The organism is Bradyrhizobium sp. CCBAU 21365 (genome assembly GCF_015291305.1).
Classification (GTDB): Bacteria; Pseudomonadota; Alphaproteobacteria; order Rhizobiales; family Xanthobacteraceae; genus Bradyrhizobium; species Bradyrhizobium elkanii.
In genome coordinates this window covers 9,247,216-9,267,458 of record NZ_CP030036.1, presented here as the reverse complement: position 1 = coordinate 9,267,458, position 20,243 = coordinate 9,247,216, and the positions used below count along the sequence as shown (strand labels likewise).

The 20,243-nt window shown below is 65.3% G+C and carries 16 protein-coding genes; 11 read left to right on the top strand and 5 right to left on the bottom strand.

Annotated elements, in window-relative coordinates:
* Window positions 1–2: 2 nt before the first annotated feature.
* Complete coding sequence (locus XI02_RS43825) at window positions 3–665, bottom strand: DedA family protein (RefSeq protein WP_069280504.1); 663 nt, start codon at window positions 663–665, stop codon at window positions 3–5.
* A 292-nt stretch (window positions 666–957) separates the two neighbouring features.
* On the opposite strand from XI02_RS43825, the gene cobS reads away from it, so the two are divergent.
* The 5 genes from cobS (at window position 958) to XI02_RS43800 (ending at window position 6,615) form a co-directional block, all read left to right on the top strand.
* Window positions 958–1,959, top strand: a complete 1,002-nt coding sequence (gene cobS / locus XI02_RS43820) for a cobaltochelatase subunit CobS (RefSeq protein ID WP_018269176.1) — start codon at window positions 958–960, stop codon at window positions 1,957–1,959.
* Between the two features lie 3 nt (window positions 1,960–1,962).
* Complete coding sequence (locus tag XI02_RS43815) at window positions 1,963–2,373, top strand: GNAT family N-acetyltransferase (protein ID WP_172646384.1); 411 nt, start codon at window positions 1,963–1,965, stop codon at window positions 2,371–2,373.
* The gene (gene cobT / locus XI02_RS43810) at window positions 2,370–4,268 is read left to right on the top strand and encodes a cobaltochelatase subunit CobT (protein ID WP_018269175.1); all 1,899 of its coding nucleotides are present in this window, start codon (window positions 2,370–2,372) and stop codon (window positions 4,266–4,268) included. Before XI02_RS43815 ends, cobT begins: the two co-directional genes overlap by 4 nt.
* 3 nt (window positions 4,269–4,271) lie before the next feature.
* Window positions 4,272–5,366 (top strand): esterase-like activity of phytase family protein, encoded by a 1,095-nt coding sequence (locus tag XI02_RS43805; protein WP_026191985.1) that lies wholly within the window; start codon window positions 4,272–4,274, stop codon window positions 5,364–5,366.
* 136 nt (window positions 5,367–5,502) lie between these two features.
* Window positions 5,503–6,615 carry an NADH:flavin oxidoreductase/NADH oxidase gene (locus XI02_RS43800; protein WP_069280502.1) on the top strand — a complete coding sequence of 371 codons (1,113 nt, stop codon included), beginning with the start codon at window positions 5,503–5,505 and terminating at the stop codon, window positions 6,613–6,615.
* Window positions 6,616–6,636: 21 nt separating this feature from the next.
* On the opposite strand, the gene XI02_RS43795 is transcribed toward XI02_RS43800, so the two are convergent.
* Window positions 6,637–7,359: an FAD-dependent monooxygenase gene (locus XI02_RS43795; RefSeq protein WP_244981107.1), complete on the bottom strand. Its 723-nt coding sequence runs from the start codon at window positions 7,357–7,359 to the stop codon at window positions 6,637–6,639.
* On the opposite strand from XI02_RS43795, the gene XI02_RS45920 reads away from it, so the two are divergent.
* Window positions 7,240–7,566 (top strand): hypothetical protein, encoded by a 327-nt coding sequence (locus XI02_RS45920; RefSeq protein WP_069280500.1) that lies wholly within the window; start codon window positions 7,240–7,242, stop codon window positions 7,564–7,566. The two genes, XI02_RS43795 and XI02_RS45920, sit on opposite strands and share 120 nt — an antisense overlap.
* A gap of 104 nt (window positions 7,567–7,670) precedes the next feature.
* On the top strand, window positions 7,671–8,771 hold the full coding sequence (locus XI02_RS43790; RefSeq protein ID WP_172646385.1) for an LLM class flavin-dependent oxidoreductase: 1,101 nt from the start codon (window positions 7,671–7,673) through the stop codon (window positions 8,769–8,771).
* An 85-nt stretch (window positions 8,772–8,856) separates the two neighbouring features.
* On the opposite strand, the gene XI02_RS43785 is transcribed toward XI02_RS43790, so the two are convergent.
* The gene (locus XI02_RS43785; RefSeq protein WP_172646386.1) at window positions 8,857–10,539 is read right to left on the bottom strand and encodes a phospholipase D-like domain-containing protein; all 1,683 of its coding nucleotides are present in this window, start codon (window positions 10,537–10,539) and stop codon (window positions 8,857–8,859) included.
* 228 nt (window positions 10,540–10,767) lie between these two features.
* Window positions 10,768–13,035, bottom strand: a complete 2,268-nt coding sequence (locus tag XI02_RS43780; protein WP_172646387.1) for a DUF2235 domain-containing protein — start codon at window positions 13,033–13,035, stop codon at window positions 10,768–10,770.
* Between the two features lie 222 nt (window positions 13,036–13,257).
* On the opposite strand from XI02_RS43780, the gene XI02_RS43775 reads away from it, so the two are divergent.
* Window positions 13,258–13,677, top strand: coding sequence for a hypothetical protein (locus tag XI02_RS43775; protein ID WP_016843507.1), 420 nt, complete (start codon window positions 13,258–13,260; stop codon window positions 13,675–13,677).
* On the opposite strand, the gene XI02_RS43770 is transcribed toward XI02_RS43775, so the two are convergent.
* A complete protein-coding gene (locus XI02_RS43770; RefSeq protein ID WP_172646388.1) occupies window positions 13,678–14,295 on the bottom strand; it encodes a TetR/AcrR family transcriptional regulator in 618 nt (205 codons plus the stop codon).
* A gap of 53 nt (window positions 14,296–14,348) precedes the next feature.
* Here XI02_RS43770 and XI02_RS43765 point away from each other — a divergent pair, with 53 nt between their 5' ends.
* The 3 genes from XI02_RS43765 to XI02_RS43755 all read left to right on the top strand — a co-directional run bounded on the left by XI02_RS43765 (window position 14,349) and on the right by XI02_RS43755 (window position 20,217).
* Window positions 14,349–14,606 (top strand): hypothetical protein, encoded by a 258-nt coding sequence (locus XI02_RS43765; RefSeq protein WP_172646389.1) that lies wholly within the window; start codon window positions 14,349–14,351, stop codon window positions 14,604–14,606.
* Between the two features lie 286 nt (window positions 14,607–14,892).
* A complete protein-coding gene (locus XI02_RS43760; RefSeq protein WP_172646390.1) occupies window positions 14,893–18,366 on the top strand; it encodes an acyl-[ACP]--phospholipid O-acyltransferase in 3,474 nt (1,157 codons plus the stop codon).
* Between the two features lie 75 nt (window positions 18,367–18,441).
* Window positions 18,442–20,217: an NAD(P)-binding domain-containing protein gene (locus tag XI02_RS43755; RefSeq protein WP_172646391.1), complete on the top strand. Its 1,776-nt coding sequence runs from the start codon at window positions 18,442–18,444 to the stop codon at window positions 20,215–20,217.
* The last annotated feature ends 26 nt before the right edge of the window (window positions 20,218–20,243 follow it).

The window sequence follows — 20,243 nt, the reverse complement described above, 5'->3', positions numbered from 1 at the left end:
TGCTATTTTGCCGGCCTGGCCGGTTCGATCAGGCCGCCGCCATGGCGGCGGCGGATGGTCCAGATCGCCAGCGCCAGGATCACGGCGCCACCTGCCACCGCAAACATCCAGAGATGCTTGCCGACATGTTGATGATGCGGCAGGCCGGCATAGTCGTGCAGCGCGGTCACGGCCAGCACGCCGGGCAGCACATGCGCCGGCGCCCAGAGCAGGATCGCGGGGATGTTGACCGCATAGAAGCGGGCCGGCGGCATGTCGAGCGCGCCGGCCGTGATCGGCACGAAGGCACGGATCGGCGGCACGAAGCGGGCGAAGAACACCGCAAGCACGCCCCAGCGGTTGAAGAAGGCCTCGCTCTGCGCCACCACCCGCGGATAGTTGGAGAGCGGCCAGGCCGACAGGATCTCGCGCTGGCTGCGGTAGCCGATGAGATAGGCGGTGCCGTCGCCGAGCATCGCGCCGGCGGCCGCCGCGGCGAGCACCGGGAGCAGCTTCAGTTCCCCGCCCGGCACCAGCGCGCTCAACGCCAGGATGATGGTCGAACCCGGTACCAGGGAGCCGATCACCGGAACCGCTTCCAGCAGGGCGGCCAGAAACAGCGTCAGATAGGCAAGCCAGGCATGGGCCGAAACGAACGCGATGAACGGGTCAAGGAATGAAGTCACAAAATTCCCATGCGGCGGTGGTATCGATTTGAGAGCTAACAACTCTCTGCCGGGGTGAAAAGTGCCCTGGAAAGACAGGGCGCCCACGCGCTGCGGCGAAAGTACGGCGTGATTCGCAGGGCAGCCTTTCAAAAACCGGCGTCCGGACCTATCTTCATGATAGGACAACGGAACTTTGATTGGCCCGCGGGCTTCTGCCGGCCGTTGCTCTCTGCTAGGCTTGTGCTTAGCACCCCATCCGCAGCCAAACGATCAATCTGGTTTCGGGAATGCCCGGGACCTCGGAGGATGAATGACGACCGCCGTCCAGACCAAAGCACAAGAACCCGTGGTCGGCCTGCCCGACATGAAGGTGTCGGTCCGGCAGGTCTTCGGGATCGATAGCGATCTGGAAGTTCCCGCCTATTCGGAAGTCGATCCGCATGTGCCGGAAACCGATCCGGACTATCGCTTCGATCGCGCGACCACGCTCGCGATCCTCGCCGGCTTTGCCAAGAATCGCCGCGTGATGGTCACCGGCTATCACGGCACCGGCAAGTCGACCCACATCGAGCAGGTTGCGGCCCGCCTCAACTGGCCCTGCGTGCGCGTCAACCTCGACAGCCACATCAGCCGTATCGATCTCGTCGGCAAGGACGCCATCGTGGTCAAGGACGGCAAGCAGGTCACTGAATTCCGCGACGGCATCCTGCCCTGGGCGCTGCAGCACAATATCGCGCTGGTGTTCGACGAATACGACGCCGGCCGCCCGGACGTGATGTTCGTGATTCAGCGCGTGCTGGAAGTCTCCGGCCGCCTGACGCTGCTCGACCAGAACAAGGTGATCAAGCCGCATCCGGCGTTCCGCCTGTTCTCGACCGCCAACACGGTCGGCCTCGGCGATACCTCGGGCCTCTATCACGGCACCCAGCAGATCAACCAGGGCCAGATGGACCGCTGGTCGATCGTCACCACGCTGAACTACCTCGCCCATGACGAGGAAGTGGAGATCGTGCTGGCCAAGGCGCGCCACTACCGCACGCAGGAAGGCCGCGACATCGTCAACAAGATGGTGCGGCTTGCGGACCTCACCCGCAACGCCTTCGCCAACGGCGACCTGTCGACGGTGATGAGCCCGCGCACGGTGATCACCTGGGCCGAGAACTCGGACATCTTCAACGACATCGGCTTCGCGTTCCGCGTCACCTTCCTCAACAAGTGTGACGAATTGGAGCGGCCGCTGGTCGCCGAGTTCTACCAGCGCTGCTTCAACGTCGAGCTGCCGGAATCCTCGGTCAACGTGGCGCTCAGCTAGTCCATGCCGAAACTCTCCGTCGAGCGCACAGTCACACAGACGAAGAAAGCGGTGCTCGGCGGATTGCTCCGCTACAACAACGAGAAGATGGGGAAGCAGAAGTACAAGCGCTTCGCCATCTCGCTGCGGCAAGATGACAAGATTGTCGGCGGCATCGTCGGCGAGGTCTGGACCGCGGTGTTGTTCATCCAGTTGTTCTGGATGGAGCAGAAGTTTCGCAACAAGGGCTTTGGCGCGAAGCTGATCAAGGCGATCGAGGACGAGGCGCGGCGCTTCGGAGCGACGCGATCCTATCTGGATACGATGAGCTTCCAGGCGCCGGGCTTCTACCGCGCCAACGGATATAAAGAGTTCGGTTCGATTGAGGGGTATCCCGGCGGCGTCACGCGCCATTGGTTTACGAAATCGCTATGACAACCTCCAACATCAAATTTCGCCCCGGATCCAAGGAAGCGCCGACCGAGCCGTTCAAGCGCTCGGTGTCGGCGTGCCTGAAGGCGATCGCCAAGAAGCCGGAGCTCGAAGTCTCCTTCGCCGCCGAGCGCCCCGGGCTCGCGCCCGGCAAGGCGCGGCTGCCGGAGCCGGCGCGCAAGATGACCAAGCGCGATGCGGCGATCGTGCGTGGCCACGCCGATTCGATCGCGCTCAAGATCGCCTGTCACGATCCCAAGGTGCATCGCAAGCTGATGCCCGGCAATCCGCAGGCACGCGGCGTGTTCGAGGCGGTCGAGCAGGCGCGAGTCGAGGCGATCGGCTCGCGGCGGATGGCGGGTGTTGCCAAGAACCTCACCGCGATGCTCGACGATCATTTCCACCGCGGCAAGTATGACGAGATCACCGATCGCGCCGACGCGCCGCTGTCGGATGCGCTGGCGATGCTGGTGCGCGAACGTCTCACCGGCATGGCCCCGCCCGCGGCCGCCAAGAAGATGGTCGATCTCTGGCGTCCGACCCTGGAGGACAAGATCGGCTCGCGGCTCGACAAGCTCAGCCGTTTCACCGAGGACCAGGCGAGGTTCGGCGACCTCGTCCACGATCTGCTGTCGGCGCTCGATCTCGGCGACGACCGCAACATGGATTCCGACGATGACGACGACCAGGACGAGAACCAGGACGGCGAGAGCGATCAGTCCGGCGCCGAGGGCTCGCCCGACTCCGATGCCGCGCAGGAGATGAGCGCCGACCAGGCGCAGACGTCAGCGGAAGAGATGAGCGAAAGCGCGATGGAGAGCGCGCAGGCCTCCACGTCGGACACGTTCGACGACGGTGAGCTCGGCGACGACGAGACCCCGGGCGAGGCGACGCGGCCGAATGCGCGCGGCCAGAACGAGCCGCGCGGTCCGGAATATCACGCCTTCGCGCCGAAGTTCGACGAGGTGATCGCCGCCGAGGATCTCTGCGATCACGACGAGCTCGAGCGGCTGCGCTCCTATCTCGACAAGCAGCTCGCGCATCTGCAGGGCATCGTGGCGCGGCTCGCCAATCGCTTGCAGCGCCGGCTGATGGCGCAGCAGAACCGCGCCTGGGAGTTCGATCTCGAGGAGGGCATCCTCGATCCGGCGCGGCTGTCGCGCGTCGTCACCGATCCCTATCATCCGCTGTCCTTCATGCACGAGAAGGAGGCCACCTTCCGCGACACCGTGGTGACGCTGCTGCTGGATAACTCCGGCTCGATGCGCGGCCGCCCGATCACGGTCGCCGCCACCTGCGCCGACATCCTGGCGCGGACGCTTGAGCGATGCGGCGTCAAGGTCGAGATCCTCGGCTTCACGACGCGTGCCTGGAAGGGCGGGCAGTCGCGCGAAGCGTGGCTCGCCGCCGGCAAGCCGGCCAATCCGGGCCGCCTCAACGATCTCAGGCACATCATCTACAAATCGGCCGATGCACCCTGGCGTCGTGCGCGTAAGAATCTCGGGCTGATGATGCGCGAGGGCCTGCTCAAGGAGAACATCGACGGCGAGGCGCTCGACTGGGCGCACAAGCGCCTGCTCGCGCGTCCCGAGCAGCGCCGCATCCTGATGATGATCTCCGACGGCGCGCCGGTCGACGACTCCACGCTGTCGGTCAATCCCGGCAATTATCTCGAGCGGCATCTGCGTCACATCATCGACGAGATCGAAACCCGCTCGCCGGTCGAGCTGATCGCGATCGGTATCGGTCATGACGTGACGCGCTACTATCGCCGCGCCGTGACCATCGTGGACGCCGAAGAGCTCGGCGGCGCCATCACCGAAAAGCTCGCCGAGCTGTTCAGCGAGACTCACGGCTCGGCGCCCGCGCCGGGCGTCCGGCGCCGCCTCCACTCGTGAGACATGCGCTCACTCCCTAGCCGCCGCCGTTTCCTCCAGGGTATGGCGGCGGGGCTGTCGGCCGCCGCATTGCCGCGTCTTGCGCAGGCGCAGAGCGCGACCCAGCCGCCGGCAACGCCGAGGCCGGCTGCGAAGCCGAGCCCCTATCGGGTCAACGAACCGGTTTCGATCGACGTCAACGCACGGCCGCTGCCGTCGTTCGACATCCGCGATCGCGCGCGCACGCGGTTCGGCGCGCTGGAGTATCGCAGCGGGCTGATCCTGACCTCGTCGTTCTCCGGCTTCGGCGGCCTCTCCGCGCTGCGGCTCGATCCCAAGGGCGAACGCTTCATCGCGGTCAGCGATCAGGGCAGCTGGTTCACCGGCCGCATCGTCTATCGTGGCCGGGAGATGGTCGGGCTCGGCGACGTCGAGGCGGCACCGCTGCTCGGCGCCGACGGCAGGCCGATCACCGTGACCCGTGGCTGGTATGATTCGGAATCGCTCGCGCTCGACGGCTCGTTCGCCTATGTCGGGCTCGAGCGGGTCAACCAGGTGCTGCGCTTCGATTTCGCCAAGGGCTTTACCCGCGCGCGCGGCGAGGTGGTGGCGCTGCCGGCGGCGGCCCGCAAACTTCCGAACAACAAGGGGCTGGAGGGCCTCGTCTTCGTGCCCAAGGCCATGTCCACGGGCCAGCCGCTTGCCGGCACGCTGATCGCGTTCTCGGAACGCGGGCTCGATGCGAATGGCAACCTGATCGCCTTCCTGGTCGGCGGCAAGACGCCGGGTCAGTTCAGCGTCCGCCGCAGCGAGAATTTCGACATCAGCGACGCGGTCCTGCTGCCGTCGGGCGGTCTGTTGATTCTGGAGCGGAAATTCTCCTGGTTCGGCGGCGTCGGCATCCGCATCCGCCGTCTCGCGCTGTCCGAGATCGCGCCCGGTGCCGTGGTCGATGGCCCCGCAATCTTCAATGCCGATCTTGGCAACGAGATCGACAACATGGAAGGCATCGATGCCCATGTCACGGAGGAGGGCGAGACCGTGCTGACCATGGTCTCCGACGACAATTTCTCCCTGATCCAGCGCAATCTGCTGCTGCAGTTCACGCTGCTGGACTGAGGCGCCGTCCCGGAGAGACGCGGTCAGGACATTGCTGATCTGCGCCCCGGCCCGCGCGGCCTTCCGGACGGTTGGTGATCGGCCGCGGTGCCTCTATCTTAACCGGGCCCTCTCCCCGATCCCGGATATCCGCCGCATGAGCACCCTGTTTTCCCCGATCGAACTGCGCGACCTGAAACTCTCCAATCGCATCATGGTCTCGCCGATGTGTCAGTATTCGGCCATCGACGGCTCCGCCAACGACTGGCACTTCACCCACATCAACATGCTGGCGCTGTCGGGCGCGGCGATGTTCTGCATCGAGGCCACCCATGTCGAGGATATCGGGCGGATCACGCCGGGTTGCCTCGGTCTTTACAACGACGCCAACGAGGCGGCGCTGAAGCCGATCCTGGCCTCGGTGCGCAAGCATTCGAAAGCGGCGGTCGCGATGCAACTCGCCCATGCCGGCCGCAAGGCGTCGAGCCAGCGCCCCTGGGAGGGCGGGCAGTTGATCCCGATTGCCGAAGGCGGTTGGCAGACGGTCGGACCATCTGACGTCCCGCACAAGGAAGGCGAGGCTGCGCCGGCGGCGCTCGACGACGCCGGCCTGACGCGCATCCGCGAGGCCTTTGTCGCGTCGGCAAAGCGCGCCGACCGGCTCGGCATCGATGCGCTCGAGCTGCACGGCGCGCACGGCTATCTGCTGCACCAGTTCCTGTCGCCGATCGCCAACAAGCGGACCGACCGCTATGGCGGCTCGCTCGAAAACCGCATGCGCTTCCCGCTGGAAGTGTTCGACGCCGTGCGCGCCGTATTCCCGGATCACAAGCCGATCGGCATGCGGGTGTCGGCGACCGATTGGGTCGAGGGCGCCTGGGACCTTGCGCAGACCATCGAGTTTGCCAGGCAGCTGAAGAAGCGCGGCGTCGACTGGATGGATGTCTCCTCCGGCGGCGTCTCGCCGTTGCAGAAGATCCCGCTCGGGCCGGGCTACCAGGTGCCGGCGGCGCAGGCGGTCAAGGAGGCGACCGGCGTCACCACGATGGCGGTCGGCCTGATCACGGAAGCCAAGCAGGCCGAGGAGATCGTCTCGTCCGGCAAGGCCGACATGGTCGCGCTCGCCCGCGGCATGCTCTACGACCCGCGCTGGGGCTGGCACGCCGCCGCCGAGCTCGGCGGCGAGGTGAGCGCGCCACCACAATATTGGCGCTCGCAGCCCTCGACGCAGAAGGCGCTGTTCGGCAAGACCACGTTCGGGACGCGCTGACAGCGCATCTTGCTTGTGAGGTCACTGCATGGCGGGCCCGAACCAGCGCGTCAGCGCAGCGTCGAGGCCCGTCGTGTCGGCGTCGTCGGCCGCCCAGGCGATGCAGGCATCCGGACGGATCAGCAGCGAAGCGCCGCCGCGTCGCGGCACGCATCGGACCAAGATGTCCCAGCGCGCCGCGATCGCCGACGCAGCTCCATCAGTCGCATCGACCAGCACGGCCCTGCCGTCCTCCATCTGATCGAACAAGGTTGTTTCCGCGCAGTCGTCGCCGAGAGCAAAATTGCCGGAGAGCCGGCCGACCGATGGATGGTCGCTGCCAAGATCGTAACGGATCCTGATGCCGCTGATCATCTCGCCGAAGTAGCGGGTGCCCTCGTCGAGGCTCATCAGGTCCGCGACGATCTCGCGCAAGGCGTCCGTCATGACATCAGGCCGCATCAAGGCGACCTGGGCGCGGGTGTTGGCGAGTACCCTTGCCGCGATCGGATGCCGCTCTTCCGTGTAGCTGTCGAGCAGGCTTTCGGGCATGCGATCGCACACGACCGCCGCAAGCTTCCAGCCGAGATTGACCGCATCGAGCAGGCCGACATTGAGGCCTTGTCCGCCGAACGGCGAGTGCACATGCGCCGCATCGCCCGCCAAGAGGACGCGGCCCCTGCGATAGCGGTCGGCCTGCCGCGCATTGTCGGTGAAGCGCGTCGCGGTCTTGACGGCGGTGACACGAACGTCGGCCCCGCTGATCCGGCGCAGGGTGGTCTCGATCTCCTCGCGTGTGCCCGGCGCGCCGCGTCGATGGTGGTCCCGGCGCTGACCGTCGCCTATGCGGAAGGGCTTCGCGAGCACAAGGTCCGCAGGTCGGCCGCATCGTCACGCGAGACCTTCCTGCGGATCATGGAGCGAAGCTTTTCCGGTATCGCGATCATGCTGAAGGATACGCCCTACGCATAAATCCGGGCCGAGCTGATGCGACAAGGCCATTGTTCTGCCGCAGCCGGGGCAGGTACTCTCGAAGCGCGTGCGGAAGACACGCATCGAACAAAGAGAGGAAACCCATGGAACTCGGATACTTCGCGATGCCGTCGCATCCGCCGGAGTGCGGATTGAAGGAGGGCCACGACTGGGACCTGCAGGTGCTGCGCTGGCTCGACGAGCTCGGCTACCAGGAAGCCTGGATCGGCGAGCACCACACCGCGCCCTGGGAGCCGCATCCGTCGCCTGATCTCCTGATCGCGCAGGCGCTGCTGCAGACCAGAAACATCCGCATCGGGCCCGGCGGCTTCCTGCTGCCGTATCATCACCCGGCGGAGCTCGCCAACCGCGTCGCGATGCTCGATCATCTCTCGAACGGGCGGCTCAACTTCGGCGTCGCGGCCTCCGGCCTGCCGAGCGACTGGGCGATGTTCAACGTCGACGGCATGTCGGGACAGAACCGCGACATGACCCGCGAGGCGCTCGAGATCATCCTGAAGATGTGGACCGAGCCGGCTCCCTGGACTCACAAGGGCAAGTTCTGGACCGTGACCAAGCCGGACACGATGTTCGATTTCCTCAAACCGCACATCAAGCCTCAGCAAGCGCCGCATCCGCCGATCGGCGTCGCGGGGCTCTCCAAGAATTCGGACACGCTGAAGCTCGCCGGCGAGCGCGGCTTCATCCCGATGAGCCTCAACCTCAACCCCGCCTATGTCGGCAGCCACTGGGACTCGGTAGAGGCGGGCGCGGCCAAGACCGGCCGCACGCCGAGTCGCAGGGATTGGCGAATGGTGCGCGAGGTATTCGTCGCCGACACCGATGAGGAAGCATGGAAGCTGTCGACCGGCGACATGATGGGCCGGATGATGGGCGAATACTTCCTGCCGCTGCTCGGCCACTTTGGTTTCAAGGATTACCTGAAGGCCTCGCCCGACGTGTCGGATAGCGACGTCACGGTCGAATATTGCGCGCGCAACAACTGGATCGTCGGCTCGCCCGCGACGGTCACCGAGAAGATCGAGAAGATCTACCAGGAGGTCGGCGGCTTCGGCGTGCTGCTGGTGTTCGGCTTCGACTACAAGCACAAGCCGGAAGCCTGGCACAATTCGCTGCGACTGCTGAAGCACGAGGTGCTGCCGCGGCTGAAGCATCTCGATGCCTCGGTCGGCCGCGCGGCGTAGGACTCGGGACGACGTGGAGAACGCGGGGCAGCGGCAACGCCGCCCCGCGTTTCACACCATAACTCCGGTCGAACGATCGCTGGCGTCAGGTGGTGCCGAGCCAGAACCGCGTTTCGCTTTCCGCCCAGCCCTTGCCGATGCGGTTGCTCAGCCAGCTGTCGCTGCGCTTCAGACCCTTGTCCTTCTGGCCCTCCGGCGTGTTGCGCCAGGCCTGCCAGCGATACTGCCCGTAGATGCTGACGATGCGCGCCGCATAGGTCAGCGCCAGCTGCGAATCGCCCCTGATGATGACGAGGTTGTCGTCGTTCTTGGTGCTGGCGCGGTCGGAGAAATTGTGCGAGCCGGTCATGACCACCGGGTTCTTGCCGGCCGGATCCAGCACGATCACCTTGCTGTGCACGGCGATCATGAATTTGCCGGTGTTCTTGATCTCGTGCTCCCACCAGTCCGCGGTCTTGTCGATGCCGGCAGGCCGGATCACGTCGGCGATCTGCTTGCCCTTGAAGACCTGCTGCTGTCCGTCACCGGCCAAGAGCTGCAGCTGATCCTTCGGACTGTCCTTGCCCTGCGCCGGGAAATTGTTGAGCACCCCGCGCACATAGAGCTTCTTGTCCTGCGCCTTCTCCAGAATCGGGCCGAGCAGGCCCTTGTTGCCGGGATTGAGCATCAGGCATACCGCGCCATGCTCGGTGTCCTCGATCATCTTGGTGGCTTCCTTGAGGTCGCCGCTCTTGGTGGTCGGCGTGAACCAGACGCTGACCTTCGACTCGCCGATAGTAAAAGGCCATTCGTGATCGCCGGCCACGGCCAGCGCCTTCGGCGATTTGCTGCCGTCGGCGTAGATCGCTTTCCAATGGTCGTGATAGGCCGCGGCGACCTTGTCGTCGGTGATCTCGAGCCCGTTGTTGTTCTGGGTGCACAGTCCGGTCCGGGTCCAGTTGGTGCTGCCGGTCCAGACCACCTTCGGCTTCTGCGCGCCGTCGCAGAACACCGCGAACTTGTTGTGGGCGTAGCGGCTCGGCGCGATCTTGCGGCGGACGATGTCGACGCTGGCCTTCTTCAGCACGGTGGCGTTCTTCTCGGTGTCCTTGGCCGTGGCATCGGACTTGCCGGTGCTGTTGCCGAGCACGACGTGCGCCTTGCCCTTCATCGCGGTCAGTGCGGCGATCAGCTCAGGGTCGTTGAGCTCGTAGAGCGCGAGATAGACGTCGCGCTTGCTCTTCCTGGCATCGGCCAACAGCGCGAGCAGGCGGGCGCCGAGCTGGCCCTTGAGGAAGTCGCGGATCTTGTTGCCCTTGGTCGAGATCGACTTCTCCAGGGTTTGCGCCGGCTTCTTGTCCTTGCCGATCGCGCGCGACAGCCATTGCGCCGAGATCGTGCCGCGGTTGAACCACGGCTTGAGCGGGCCCGACGGCATTGCGGAGACGTATTCGGTCCATGTCGCTGGCGCACTGTAGGCGGGCCTCACCTTGGTGGCGCCGTCCTTGAGAACCGGAACGACGCCATAGCGGACCGGCGCATTAGTCGGCGCCAGAAAATCGGTCCAGTTCGTCTTCTGCACCGGCCATTCGGTGCTCGGCCGATGTTCGCCCGCCTTGTGGCCTTGCGCCTGGTCCTCGAACCCGACCCAGGTGTCGACCACAGTCGCGCTCTTGCCCTGCTGCTGGCGATAGAGCGCAAAGCCGAGACAGTCCGGGATCATTGCCGCCACCTCCCAGACCACGAAGATGCCGTCGGTGGTCGGGAACGCCTGAATTGCGGAAATCATGGTGATGCCTCCAAATCGCTGGTGAGAAATATCCGGTCGATATGAACTTGGCGCGTCGGCGCCGCAGGAGATCGGAGATGTCGCCTCGGATCCTTCGGGCGTCGGGCAGATGATCTAGCAGGGAGAGTATGACAGGTAATTTACAACCCGGTCTGTCGACTGGATCACAGATCGATCACGCCGTACGGACTACTTGGGCCGCGATGCAGTGAGCCCGGTCGCGGCGTCCTACAGCAACCGCACCGTGACCTTCGCCTTGCCCTTATGATCGCCGTAGAACCATCGGTAGACCCAGGGGAGACCGATGACGGCCTCGTTGACATAGAGGAAGATCTCGCCGCTGCGATCGGCGGTGAACCTCGCCTTGTAGACCTGCGGGTCGGTTTTCGACACCGGCAGGGGGTCGAGGAAATACTCGTCGACGCCGGTCTCTCCGACCCGCGCGATCAGCCGAAACCATGGCCGGAACAGGATCCGCCGCAGGAAGATCGTGGCGTATCCACGCCAGCGCTTTGTGCCTTCGATGGTCGAGGTCCGGTATCCGATCGGCGTCACCGCGCGGCCGGCGTCCTCCCAGGGCTCCGACATCGTGATCGCGATCTCGTATTCAAACCCGGTGCGGACCTTGAGGCCGGTCGGCGCGCAGATCGCGCCGGTGTCGAAGCCGGCCGCATCCTGCGGGATGCCCTTGTCGACGGCGACCAGCTTGTCGGCCGCGGTCCCCGTGCAGAAGGCGCCCATGGAATCGAAGGCATTGAACAGGAAATGGCTGAGCAGGGTTGCACCGAACCAGACCAGCAAGGCTGTCAGCGCAAACGGCACGACATGCCGCTTTCCGACATTGAGGATCCACTGATAGACCGCGCTGGTACGGAATCGATAGATCGCATCGTGCATGAACCCGGAGAGTGGCGTCGGCTTCGCGCGGTCACGCCAGATGATCCGCATCCTGTCCCGGATCGTCGCGCTGAGCGAACTGCCTGCACCCATCAGCACGATGACAGCGAGGATGCCGCCCGCGAACCATTCCGGGTTGCCGGCGTACCAATCGGACCACCAATGAAGGGAATCGGGCAGGAACGATTGAACGAAGCGCACCAGCTCAGAGATCATCCTGACATAGGAGCTGAACTCCTGCTCCTTGTGCTGGTTATGGAACAGCCAGAACGCGGCCAGATGCAGCGACGCCGCCAGCGTGGCGAAGTAGGCGATCCGGCGCATCCAGACGTAATTCCACAGCTTCTCCTGCGCGGCATAGCGCGCCGGTGCGCCCGCGGGCGTCTCAAACGTATTGGGGCCGAGCGGGATGACCTGGCCGCTGCGCGAGACGACCACGTAGTTCGGCGGAAGTCCGATCGGGGCATAGGCATTGGCGCCGCTGTCGATCCGCTCGAACACGCTCTCGTGGATCTTCGGCATCGGCACGCTGACGCCGGCATGGGGATCGTTGCAGAGGTCGGCGACCTTGCGCGGACCGTACCGGTAATACGCGCCGAGGCCCGCCCGCGAATCGTAGAGGCGACCATCCTTGTCCTCGGATGACTTGATTGATTTGATCGCGTCAGGGTCGGCGACCGGCGCGCTCTTGAAGGCGAGGCCGCGCTTGACGGCTTGGTCGACCAGCCAGGCCAGCGGCACGAACGCGACGGCGTCGTCCGGATAGCCGCCGCCGACATTGGCATGCATTCCGACGAACCAGACCTGGACGAGACGCTCGCCATCGATGCTGGCCGGCACCGCCGGTGCGGGCTGCCCCGGCTCTTGCTCGGTCCAGAGCACCGGATGAAAGGTCGTCCGCTCGTCGTCGAGCGCCAGCGCGTGTCGCGCGCACTTGACCTTCGGGCTGAGGATCCGGTTCGGCAGTTCAAGCGGCCACACCCAGTTGGAGATGCCGCGCGTCATCTCGTCGATCGGCAGGCCATAGGCCGCGACGGTATCCCAGATGCCGATGAATTCGATCGCAGGCACCGGTTTGCGGGCGATCCTTGCATACGGCCTGTTGCCTCGAAGGCGATCCCACAGCGGCACAAGAACATAATCGCGCAATGCGCGGAACAGCACCTCGATGCGCCAGATCGAGTGGTAGCCCTCGGCCCGGTATGCGCGATAGGCCTTCACCGCGCCGTCGTGCAACTCGGATTCGGTGTCCGCGACGATCAGGCCCTGATCGAGGATGAGTGCAGCGAGCGTGCGCACGGTGAATGCGCCGCGGCTGAATCCGAACAGGTAGATCTTCGAATCGCTCTCGTGGTCGTAGTTCCGGCAGATGAACTTGTAGGCATCGAGGATGTTGCGCTTGAGGCCGTAGCCGAAGGCGCCGCCGAGGATGGCCAGCGGAATGAATTTCGACGTGCCGACGCCGTCGTCATACTTGGCGGCCTGCGTATTGCCCTGCAAATCGAGCGACTGGAATATCCGCCAGACATTGGTGCGCCAGACGCTGGAAGCGGCGTTGCCGGTGCCGTCGGACAGAATAATGATCTTCGGACTCGGCATTGAAAGACGCTCGCTGAAATGAATGAAGCGGATGGCGCAGCGTAGTAGTGGCGAATTCGATTGCTACCTTGGATCGATATTTAGTCGTTCTGTGCCAAGTCGGCTGTGAACTGGCGCACAAAAGCGTCACGAGGTCGCGCCCATGTGAGACGTGGCGGCTTTCGCGATGCTGCGAAAAGGCCTAGCTTGATCCATGGTGCAATTCATTGATGAGGCAGAGCAATGCGCAGCCGCGTCAGAAAATTTGCCCATATCCTGGAACGCTTCGGCCTTGCGCTGGCGGGAGCCGCAAGCGGCTTGTTCGTCGCCATCCATGTCGGCTCCAGCGTATCAGCGCTGACTTCGCAGGCGTTCCTGCTGATCATGATGCTGGGCGGCGCGATCGGCTTCTATCTCGGTATCGATACGCCCCCCAAGCTTTTCCATCCGAAGGACACCGCATCGACGCGCAAGATTGATGCGGCAGAGCTGCTGAGCGCGGTCGGCACCTTCCTCGCGACGATGGTCGCGTTCTTCTCGGTGGGCGTCGTCGTGCTGCGGAGCGAGCCGGACATCGGCTGGACCGCGGCGATCATGGCAGGCTGGGTGCTCGGCGTCGCCATGCAGATCGTCGCCGGCACGATCGCGCGCACGCGCGTCTGACTAGCCGCGCGTGACGCCCAATCCCGCCAGATGCGTGTCGACGAACTGCGCGAGCCGCTCGCGCAGCATCTCGGGCGGCACCGCGACCATGCGCTCCTCGAGGCCGAGCGAGATGATGCCGTGGACCGCGGAGAACATCATCCGCGACAGCAGCGCGATGTCGTCGGGATCGCGATCGGGCAGCAGTCGCACCAGCGGCGCATGCATCAGCGCGAACGCGTCCATCACCATCGTGAGGATATCTTCCGGAAACGGTCGGTCGTCCTCCATCCGGTGCTCGAACAGCGAACGCAGCAGATTGGCGTGCTCGGTGGCGAAGCCGAGATAGGCGTCGGCAAGTCCGTGCAGCTGGCGCAGCGGATCGTCGGCCGGAACCGCCTTGAGCCGCGTGGTCAGGGCGTGAACGGTCTCCCGGTTCACGGTCAGGATCAGGCCGTCGAAGTCGCCGAACTCATTATAGACACTGCCGATGGAGCAGCCGGCGGCCTCGGCGACATCACGAACCTTGAGTGATCTCAATCCTTTAGTGGCAATTGACCGGCGCGCGATCTCGATCAGCAGGGCTCGCCGCTGAAGTTTTTTTCGATCCCGTCGCGATTCTTCTTGAACAATGTTCATTTTCACACTACTAATTTGAGCGTTGCTCAAGTTGGCATAGGAGGCCACTCAGAATGCAGACCCTAGCACTTCAATTGACCATCACCCTTGTCGATGACGCGATCGAGCTCGTGAAGGGCTTTGGCCGCGCCGTCCTCAATCTGGCGACCGCGCCGATCGAGCGGATCGCCCGTGCCTGCGACGTCGCTGGCATCCTGGAGCAGCGGCGCGCGGGTCGGCGCGCGCCGCGCCCGGCGGCTGCGAGCGGAGGCCGCTGCAAGTCGCGCAATTGCCGATGGTCGCCGTTCCGCGGCTTGAGCGAACTGACCTGAAGCGGGCCCCGGCAATTGTCGGCGAAACCTCAACAAAGCGCTCACCATGTCCTCTGCGAGCCCGTCCGGCGTCGATCAACCCCTGGTCTGGATAAGGTCTCGTACATCTCTGGCGGGCAATGTCGCGACGTCCCGGTGCGCCGGATTTTGCGCGCCTTCGAACCGATACGTTGCGGAAAAGACTAAAGGCTGCGGCATCTCCGTCATTTTCTCCACGCTCACCATTCTCTGCCACCCGAATTCGCAGACCTGCCAGCGCCGTGCGCGCTAACCCAAGGAACCGGTCATGATCAAGGAATTGATGACGTCCCGCCGCTTCGCGCCGCTGTTCTGGTCGCAGTTCTGTTCGGCGTTGAACGACAACGTGCTGAAGAACGCGCTCGTCATCATGCTGCTGTACGGCGTCGCCAACGAGCAGGGGCCGGCGCTGGTCCAGCTCGCGGGGGCGGTGTTCATCGCTCCGTTCTTCGTGCTCTCGGCGCTCGGCGGCGAGCTCGCCGACCGCTACATCAAATCCGTCGTCGCCCGCCGGTTGAAGTTCTTCGAGATCTTCGCCGCGGCCTTTGCCGCCGCCGGCTTCTTCACCCATTCGATCCCGCTGCTGTTCATCGCGCTGGCGCTGTTCGGCATCGTCGCCGCGCTGTTCGGCCCGGTGAAATATGCCGTTCTGCCCGACCAGCTGTCGGTGTCCGAACTCGCGACCGGCAACGCGCTGGTCGAGGGCGCAACCTTCATGGCGATCCTGATCGGCACCATCGCGGGTGGCATGTTCGTCGCCGGCGCCAGCCACATGGGCTGGATCTGCGCCGCGGTGGTCGGCCTGTCGGTGCTGTCCTGGGGCTTTGCGTCACGGATCCCGGTGACGCAGCCGTCCGCGCCCGATCTTCCGATCACCAAAAATCCCTGGACCTCGACCGTGCGCCTGTTGAAGTCGCTCTATGCCGAGCCGCGGCTGTGGGACGGCATGGTGATCGTGTCCTGGTTCTGGATGGTCGGCGCGATCGTGCTGTCGCTGCTGCCTGCGCTGATCAAGGAAGGGGTCGGCGGTACCGAGGGCGTGGTCACGCTGTGCCTCGCCGTGTTCGCGATCGGCATCGCCGCCGGCTCGCTGTTCGCCGCGCAGCTGAGTCATGTCCGCCCGAATCTCGCGCTGGTGCCGATCGGCGCCATCGTGATGGGCGTGATCGGCCTCGACCTCGCCTGGGCGATCGCCACCACCTCGCTCGGCAAGGACGTCACCGCGGCCGCGTTCGCGACCTCGTTCGGTGGCTTCCGCATGCTGGTCGACTTCTTCCTGTTCGCGTTCGGTGGCGGCCTGTTCGTGGTGCCGTCGTTTGCCGCCGTGCAGGCCTGGACTGCGCCGTCCGAGCGCGCCCGCATCATCGCCGCCGGCAATATCCTGCAGGCCGGCTTCATGGTCGCCGGCGCGGTGTTCGTGGGCGCGCTGCAGGCTGTCGGCCTGCCGATCGCCTGGATCTTCTTCGGTCTCGCCGTCGCGAGCTTTGGCACCGTCTGGTTCGTGCTGAGCAAGTGGGGCAAGGAGGGCGTGCGCGACTTCGGCGCGCTGCTGTTCCGGGCGCTGTTCCGCGTCGAGGTGCGTGGCATGGAGAACCTGCCGCCATCGGGCACGCGGATGCTGATCGCGCCTAACCATGTCAGCCTGGTCGATGGCCCGCTGCTGCACGCCACCTTGCCGATCGATGCGAGCTTCGCGGTCGACACCGGCATCTCGAAGGCGTGGTGGGCCAAGCCGTTCCTGAAGATGATCAAGCACTACACAATGGATCCGTCGAAGCCGCTGGCCGCGCGCGACCTGATCAAGCTGGTCGCCGCCGGCGAGCCCGTCGTGATCTTCCCGGAAGGGCGCATCACGGTCTCGGGTTCGCTGATGAAGGTCTATGACGGCACCGCGATGATCGCCGACAAGGCCGATGCGGTCGTCGTCCCTGTCCGCATCGAGGGCGCGCAGCGTTCGCATCTCAGCTATCTCAAGAATGGCGAGATCAAGCGTTCCTGGTTCCCCAAGGTGACGATCTCGATCCTGCCGCCGGTGAAGCTGCCGGTCGATCAGTCGCTGCGGGGCAAGGCGCGCCGCAATGCCGCCGGCGCCGCGCTGCAGGACGTCATGATCAACGCCATGGTCCAGAACGCGATGCTCGATCATACGCTGTTCGAGGGCCTCGGCCACGCCTATCGCGACCGCGACACCGGCAAGCCGATCATCGAGGATGCGCTCGGCACCAAGCTGACCTATCGCAAGCTGATCCTCGGCGCCCAGGTGTTGAGCCGCAAGCTCGAGCAGGGCACGTCGGTCGGCGAGAATGTCGGCGTGCTGCTGCCGAACTCGGCCGGCGTCGCCGTCGTGTTCATGGCGCTGCAGACCATCGGCCGCGTCCCGGCGATGCTCAACTTCTCGGCCGGTCCGGTCAACGTGCTGGCGGCGGTGAAGGCGGCGCAGGTGAAGACCGTGCTGACCTCGCAGGCCTTCATCGAGAAGGGCAAGCTCGACAAGCTGATCGCGGCGCTCGCCGGCCAGGCGCGCGTCGTCTATCTCGAGGATGTCAGGGCCGGCATCGGCCTTGCCGACAAGGTCGCGGGCTTCCGCGCCGGCATCGCGCCGCGCGTCGCCCGCAAGGCCAACGATCCCGCGGTCATCCTGTTCACCTCGGGCTCGGAAGGCACGCCGAAGGGCGTCGTGCTGTCCCATCGCAACATCCTCGCCAACGCGGCGCAGGCGCTGGCGCGGGTCGATGCCAATGCCAACGACAGGGTGTTCAACGTGCTGCCGGTGTTCCACTCGTTCGGTTTGACCGGCGGCATGATGATGTCGATCCTCGGCGGCATCCCGATCTTCATGTATCCGTCGCCGCTGCATTACCGGATCGTGCCCGAGCTGATCTACCAGACCGGCGCGACCATCCTGTTCGGCACCGACACCTTCCTCACCGGCTACGCCCGCTCGGCGCATGCCTATGATTTCCGCACCTTGCGGCTGGTGATTGCCGGCGCGGAAGCGGTGAAGGAGCGCACGCGGCAGATCTACATGGAGCGCTACGGCATCCGCATCCTCGAAGGCTATGGCGTCACCGAGACCGCGCCGGTGCTGGCGATGAACACGCCGATGGCCAACCGCCAGGGCACAGTCGGCCGTATCTCGCCGCTGATGCAGTACCGTCTCGATCCGGTCCCCGGCATCGAGGAAGGTGGCCGGCTGTCGGTGAAGGGCCCGAACGTGATGCTCGGCTATCTCCGCGCCGAGAATCCCGGCGTACTGGAGCCGCTGCCTGAAGGCTGGCACGACACCGGCGACATCGTCACGGTCGACGCGCAGGGCTTCATCGCGATCAAGGGCCGTGCCAAGCGCTTTGCCAAGATCGCCGGCGAGATGGTTTCGCTGTCGGCGGTGGAGGCGATCGCGGCTGCGATCTGGCCGCAGGCGATGTCGGTTGCGGTCACGCTGCCCGATCAGCGCAAGGGCGAACGCATCGTGCTGCTCACCACGCAGAAGGACGCCGACCGCGCCGCGATGCAGCGCCAGGCCAAGAGCGTCGGCGCTTCCGAGCTCGCGGTGCCGGCCGATATCCGCGTCGTCGACAAGGTGCCCCTGCTCGGCACCGGCAAGACCGACTATGTCGGCGCCACTGCATTGGCCAAGGAACTCGCTGCAGCCACGCCGGCGCCGGCGCCTGCGCCGCAGGCCGAGCCCGCCGGCGATGAGGGCGAGGCCGAGCCGGCGCAGCTCGCGCAACACGTTGCATGAGTCCTGGCATGATGGTTGTGCTTTTCGGGAGCATGTTGTCAGATAGACGGCAACTGCTCCCGAGAAAGCACGATCATGCTGGACAAACTGAACCCGGCTACCGAGGACACGCCTGAACTTGCCGCCGAGCAATGGATCGGCGCGCTGGATGCGGCGTTCGCGAGCCGCTCCACGGAGGCTCTCGCCGCGCTGTTTGCGCCCGAGAGCCACTGGCGCAATATCTTCGGCATCTCCTGGCAGTTTGCGACCTTCAGCGGGCGGCAGCGCGTCGTTGCCGAACTGCTTGCGCGCGCTGAAGCGGTCGGCGCGAGCGGATTTCGTCTCGATGACCGTGCCTTGATACCGCGGCGCGCCGTGGTGGCCGGACGCGAGGCGATCGAGGCTGTCTTCACCTTCGACACGTCGAACGGTCCCGGCATCGGCGCGGTCCGCCTGCTGCATGACAGGAACGGAAATTCCGCGGCGTGGACGTTCTCCACGATGCTCGACTTCAACCGCATCTGCGAGACGCGCACCGATCGCGCCGCCGAGCAATCCCACGCGCGCGATTTCGCCGCACCCGACTGGCTGGAGCAGCGGCAGGCCTCGCGCGCCTATGCCGACCGCGAGCCTGACGTGCTGATCGTCGGCGGCGGCCATGCCGGCATCGCGGCCGCGGTCGAGTGCAAGCGGATCGGGCTCGATGCCCTGATCGTCGATCGGGAGCGGCGCATCGGCGACAACTGGCGGCTGCGCTATCGCGGTCTCAAGCTGCACAACAAGACGCCGGTCAATCTGTTCCGCTACCTGCCGTTCCCGCCGAGCTTTCCGGACTACATCCCGAAGGACAAGATCGCGAACTGGCTGGAAAGCTATGTCGACATCATGGAGCTCGACTTCTGGACCGAGACCTCGTTCGAAGGCGCGCGCTATGACGATGCGACGCAGCGCTGGACGGTGACGCTGCAGCGGAGTGATGGCCTGCGCACGCTGCATCCGAAGCACATCGTGCTCGCGACCAGCGTCAGCGGCACGCCGAACATTCCCCGGATCGACGGCATCGAGAATTTCGAGGGGAAGGTGCTGCACTCCAGCGCGTTCGCGGCCGGGCGCGAATGGGCCGGGCGTTCGGTCGTCGTGTTCGGCACCGGCACCAGCGCGCATGACATCTGCCAGGAACTGCACGCCGCCGGCGCCGACGTCACCATGGTGCAGCGCAGCCCGACCATGGTGGTCAATGTCGAGCCGGCGCAGCTCTACGACAAGACCTATCTCGGCGACGGCCCGCCGATCGAGGTGCGCGATATCCTCAATTCCGGCGTGCCGCTCGCCGTGATGAAGATCGCGCACCGGATCATCACCGACGAGGTGAAGCGGCTCGATGCGCCCTTGCTGTCGCGGCTGGAGCGCGCCGGCTTCCGGCTCGAATTCGGCGAGGACGGCACCGGCTGGCCGCTGAAATTCCGCTCCCGCGGTGGCGGCTACTACTTCAATGTCGGCTGCTCCGAGCTGATCGCCGACGGCAAGATCCGCCTGATCCAGGCCGCCGACATCGCTGATATCACCGCCACCGGCCTTGCGCTGAACGACGGCACGTCGCTCGGCGCCGAGCTGTTCGTGCTCGCCACCGGCTACAAGGGCCCCGACCATCTGGTCGGCAGACTGTTCGGCGAGGACGTCGCCAAGTGCGTCGGCCGCGTCTGGGGCTTTGACGATGCGACCCAGGAGCTGCGCAACATGTGGACGCGGACGCCGCAGCCCGGCCTCTGGTTCGCCGGCGGCGCGTTCTCGCAGGCCCGCATCTACAGCCGCTTCATCGCGCTGCAGATCGCAGCGATCGAGGCCGGCACACTTTCCAAGCAACTCACCTGAACTCCACGCACTCACACTGAAGGACT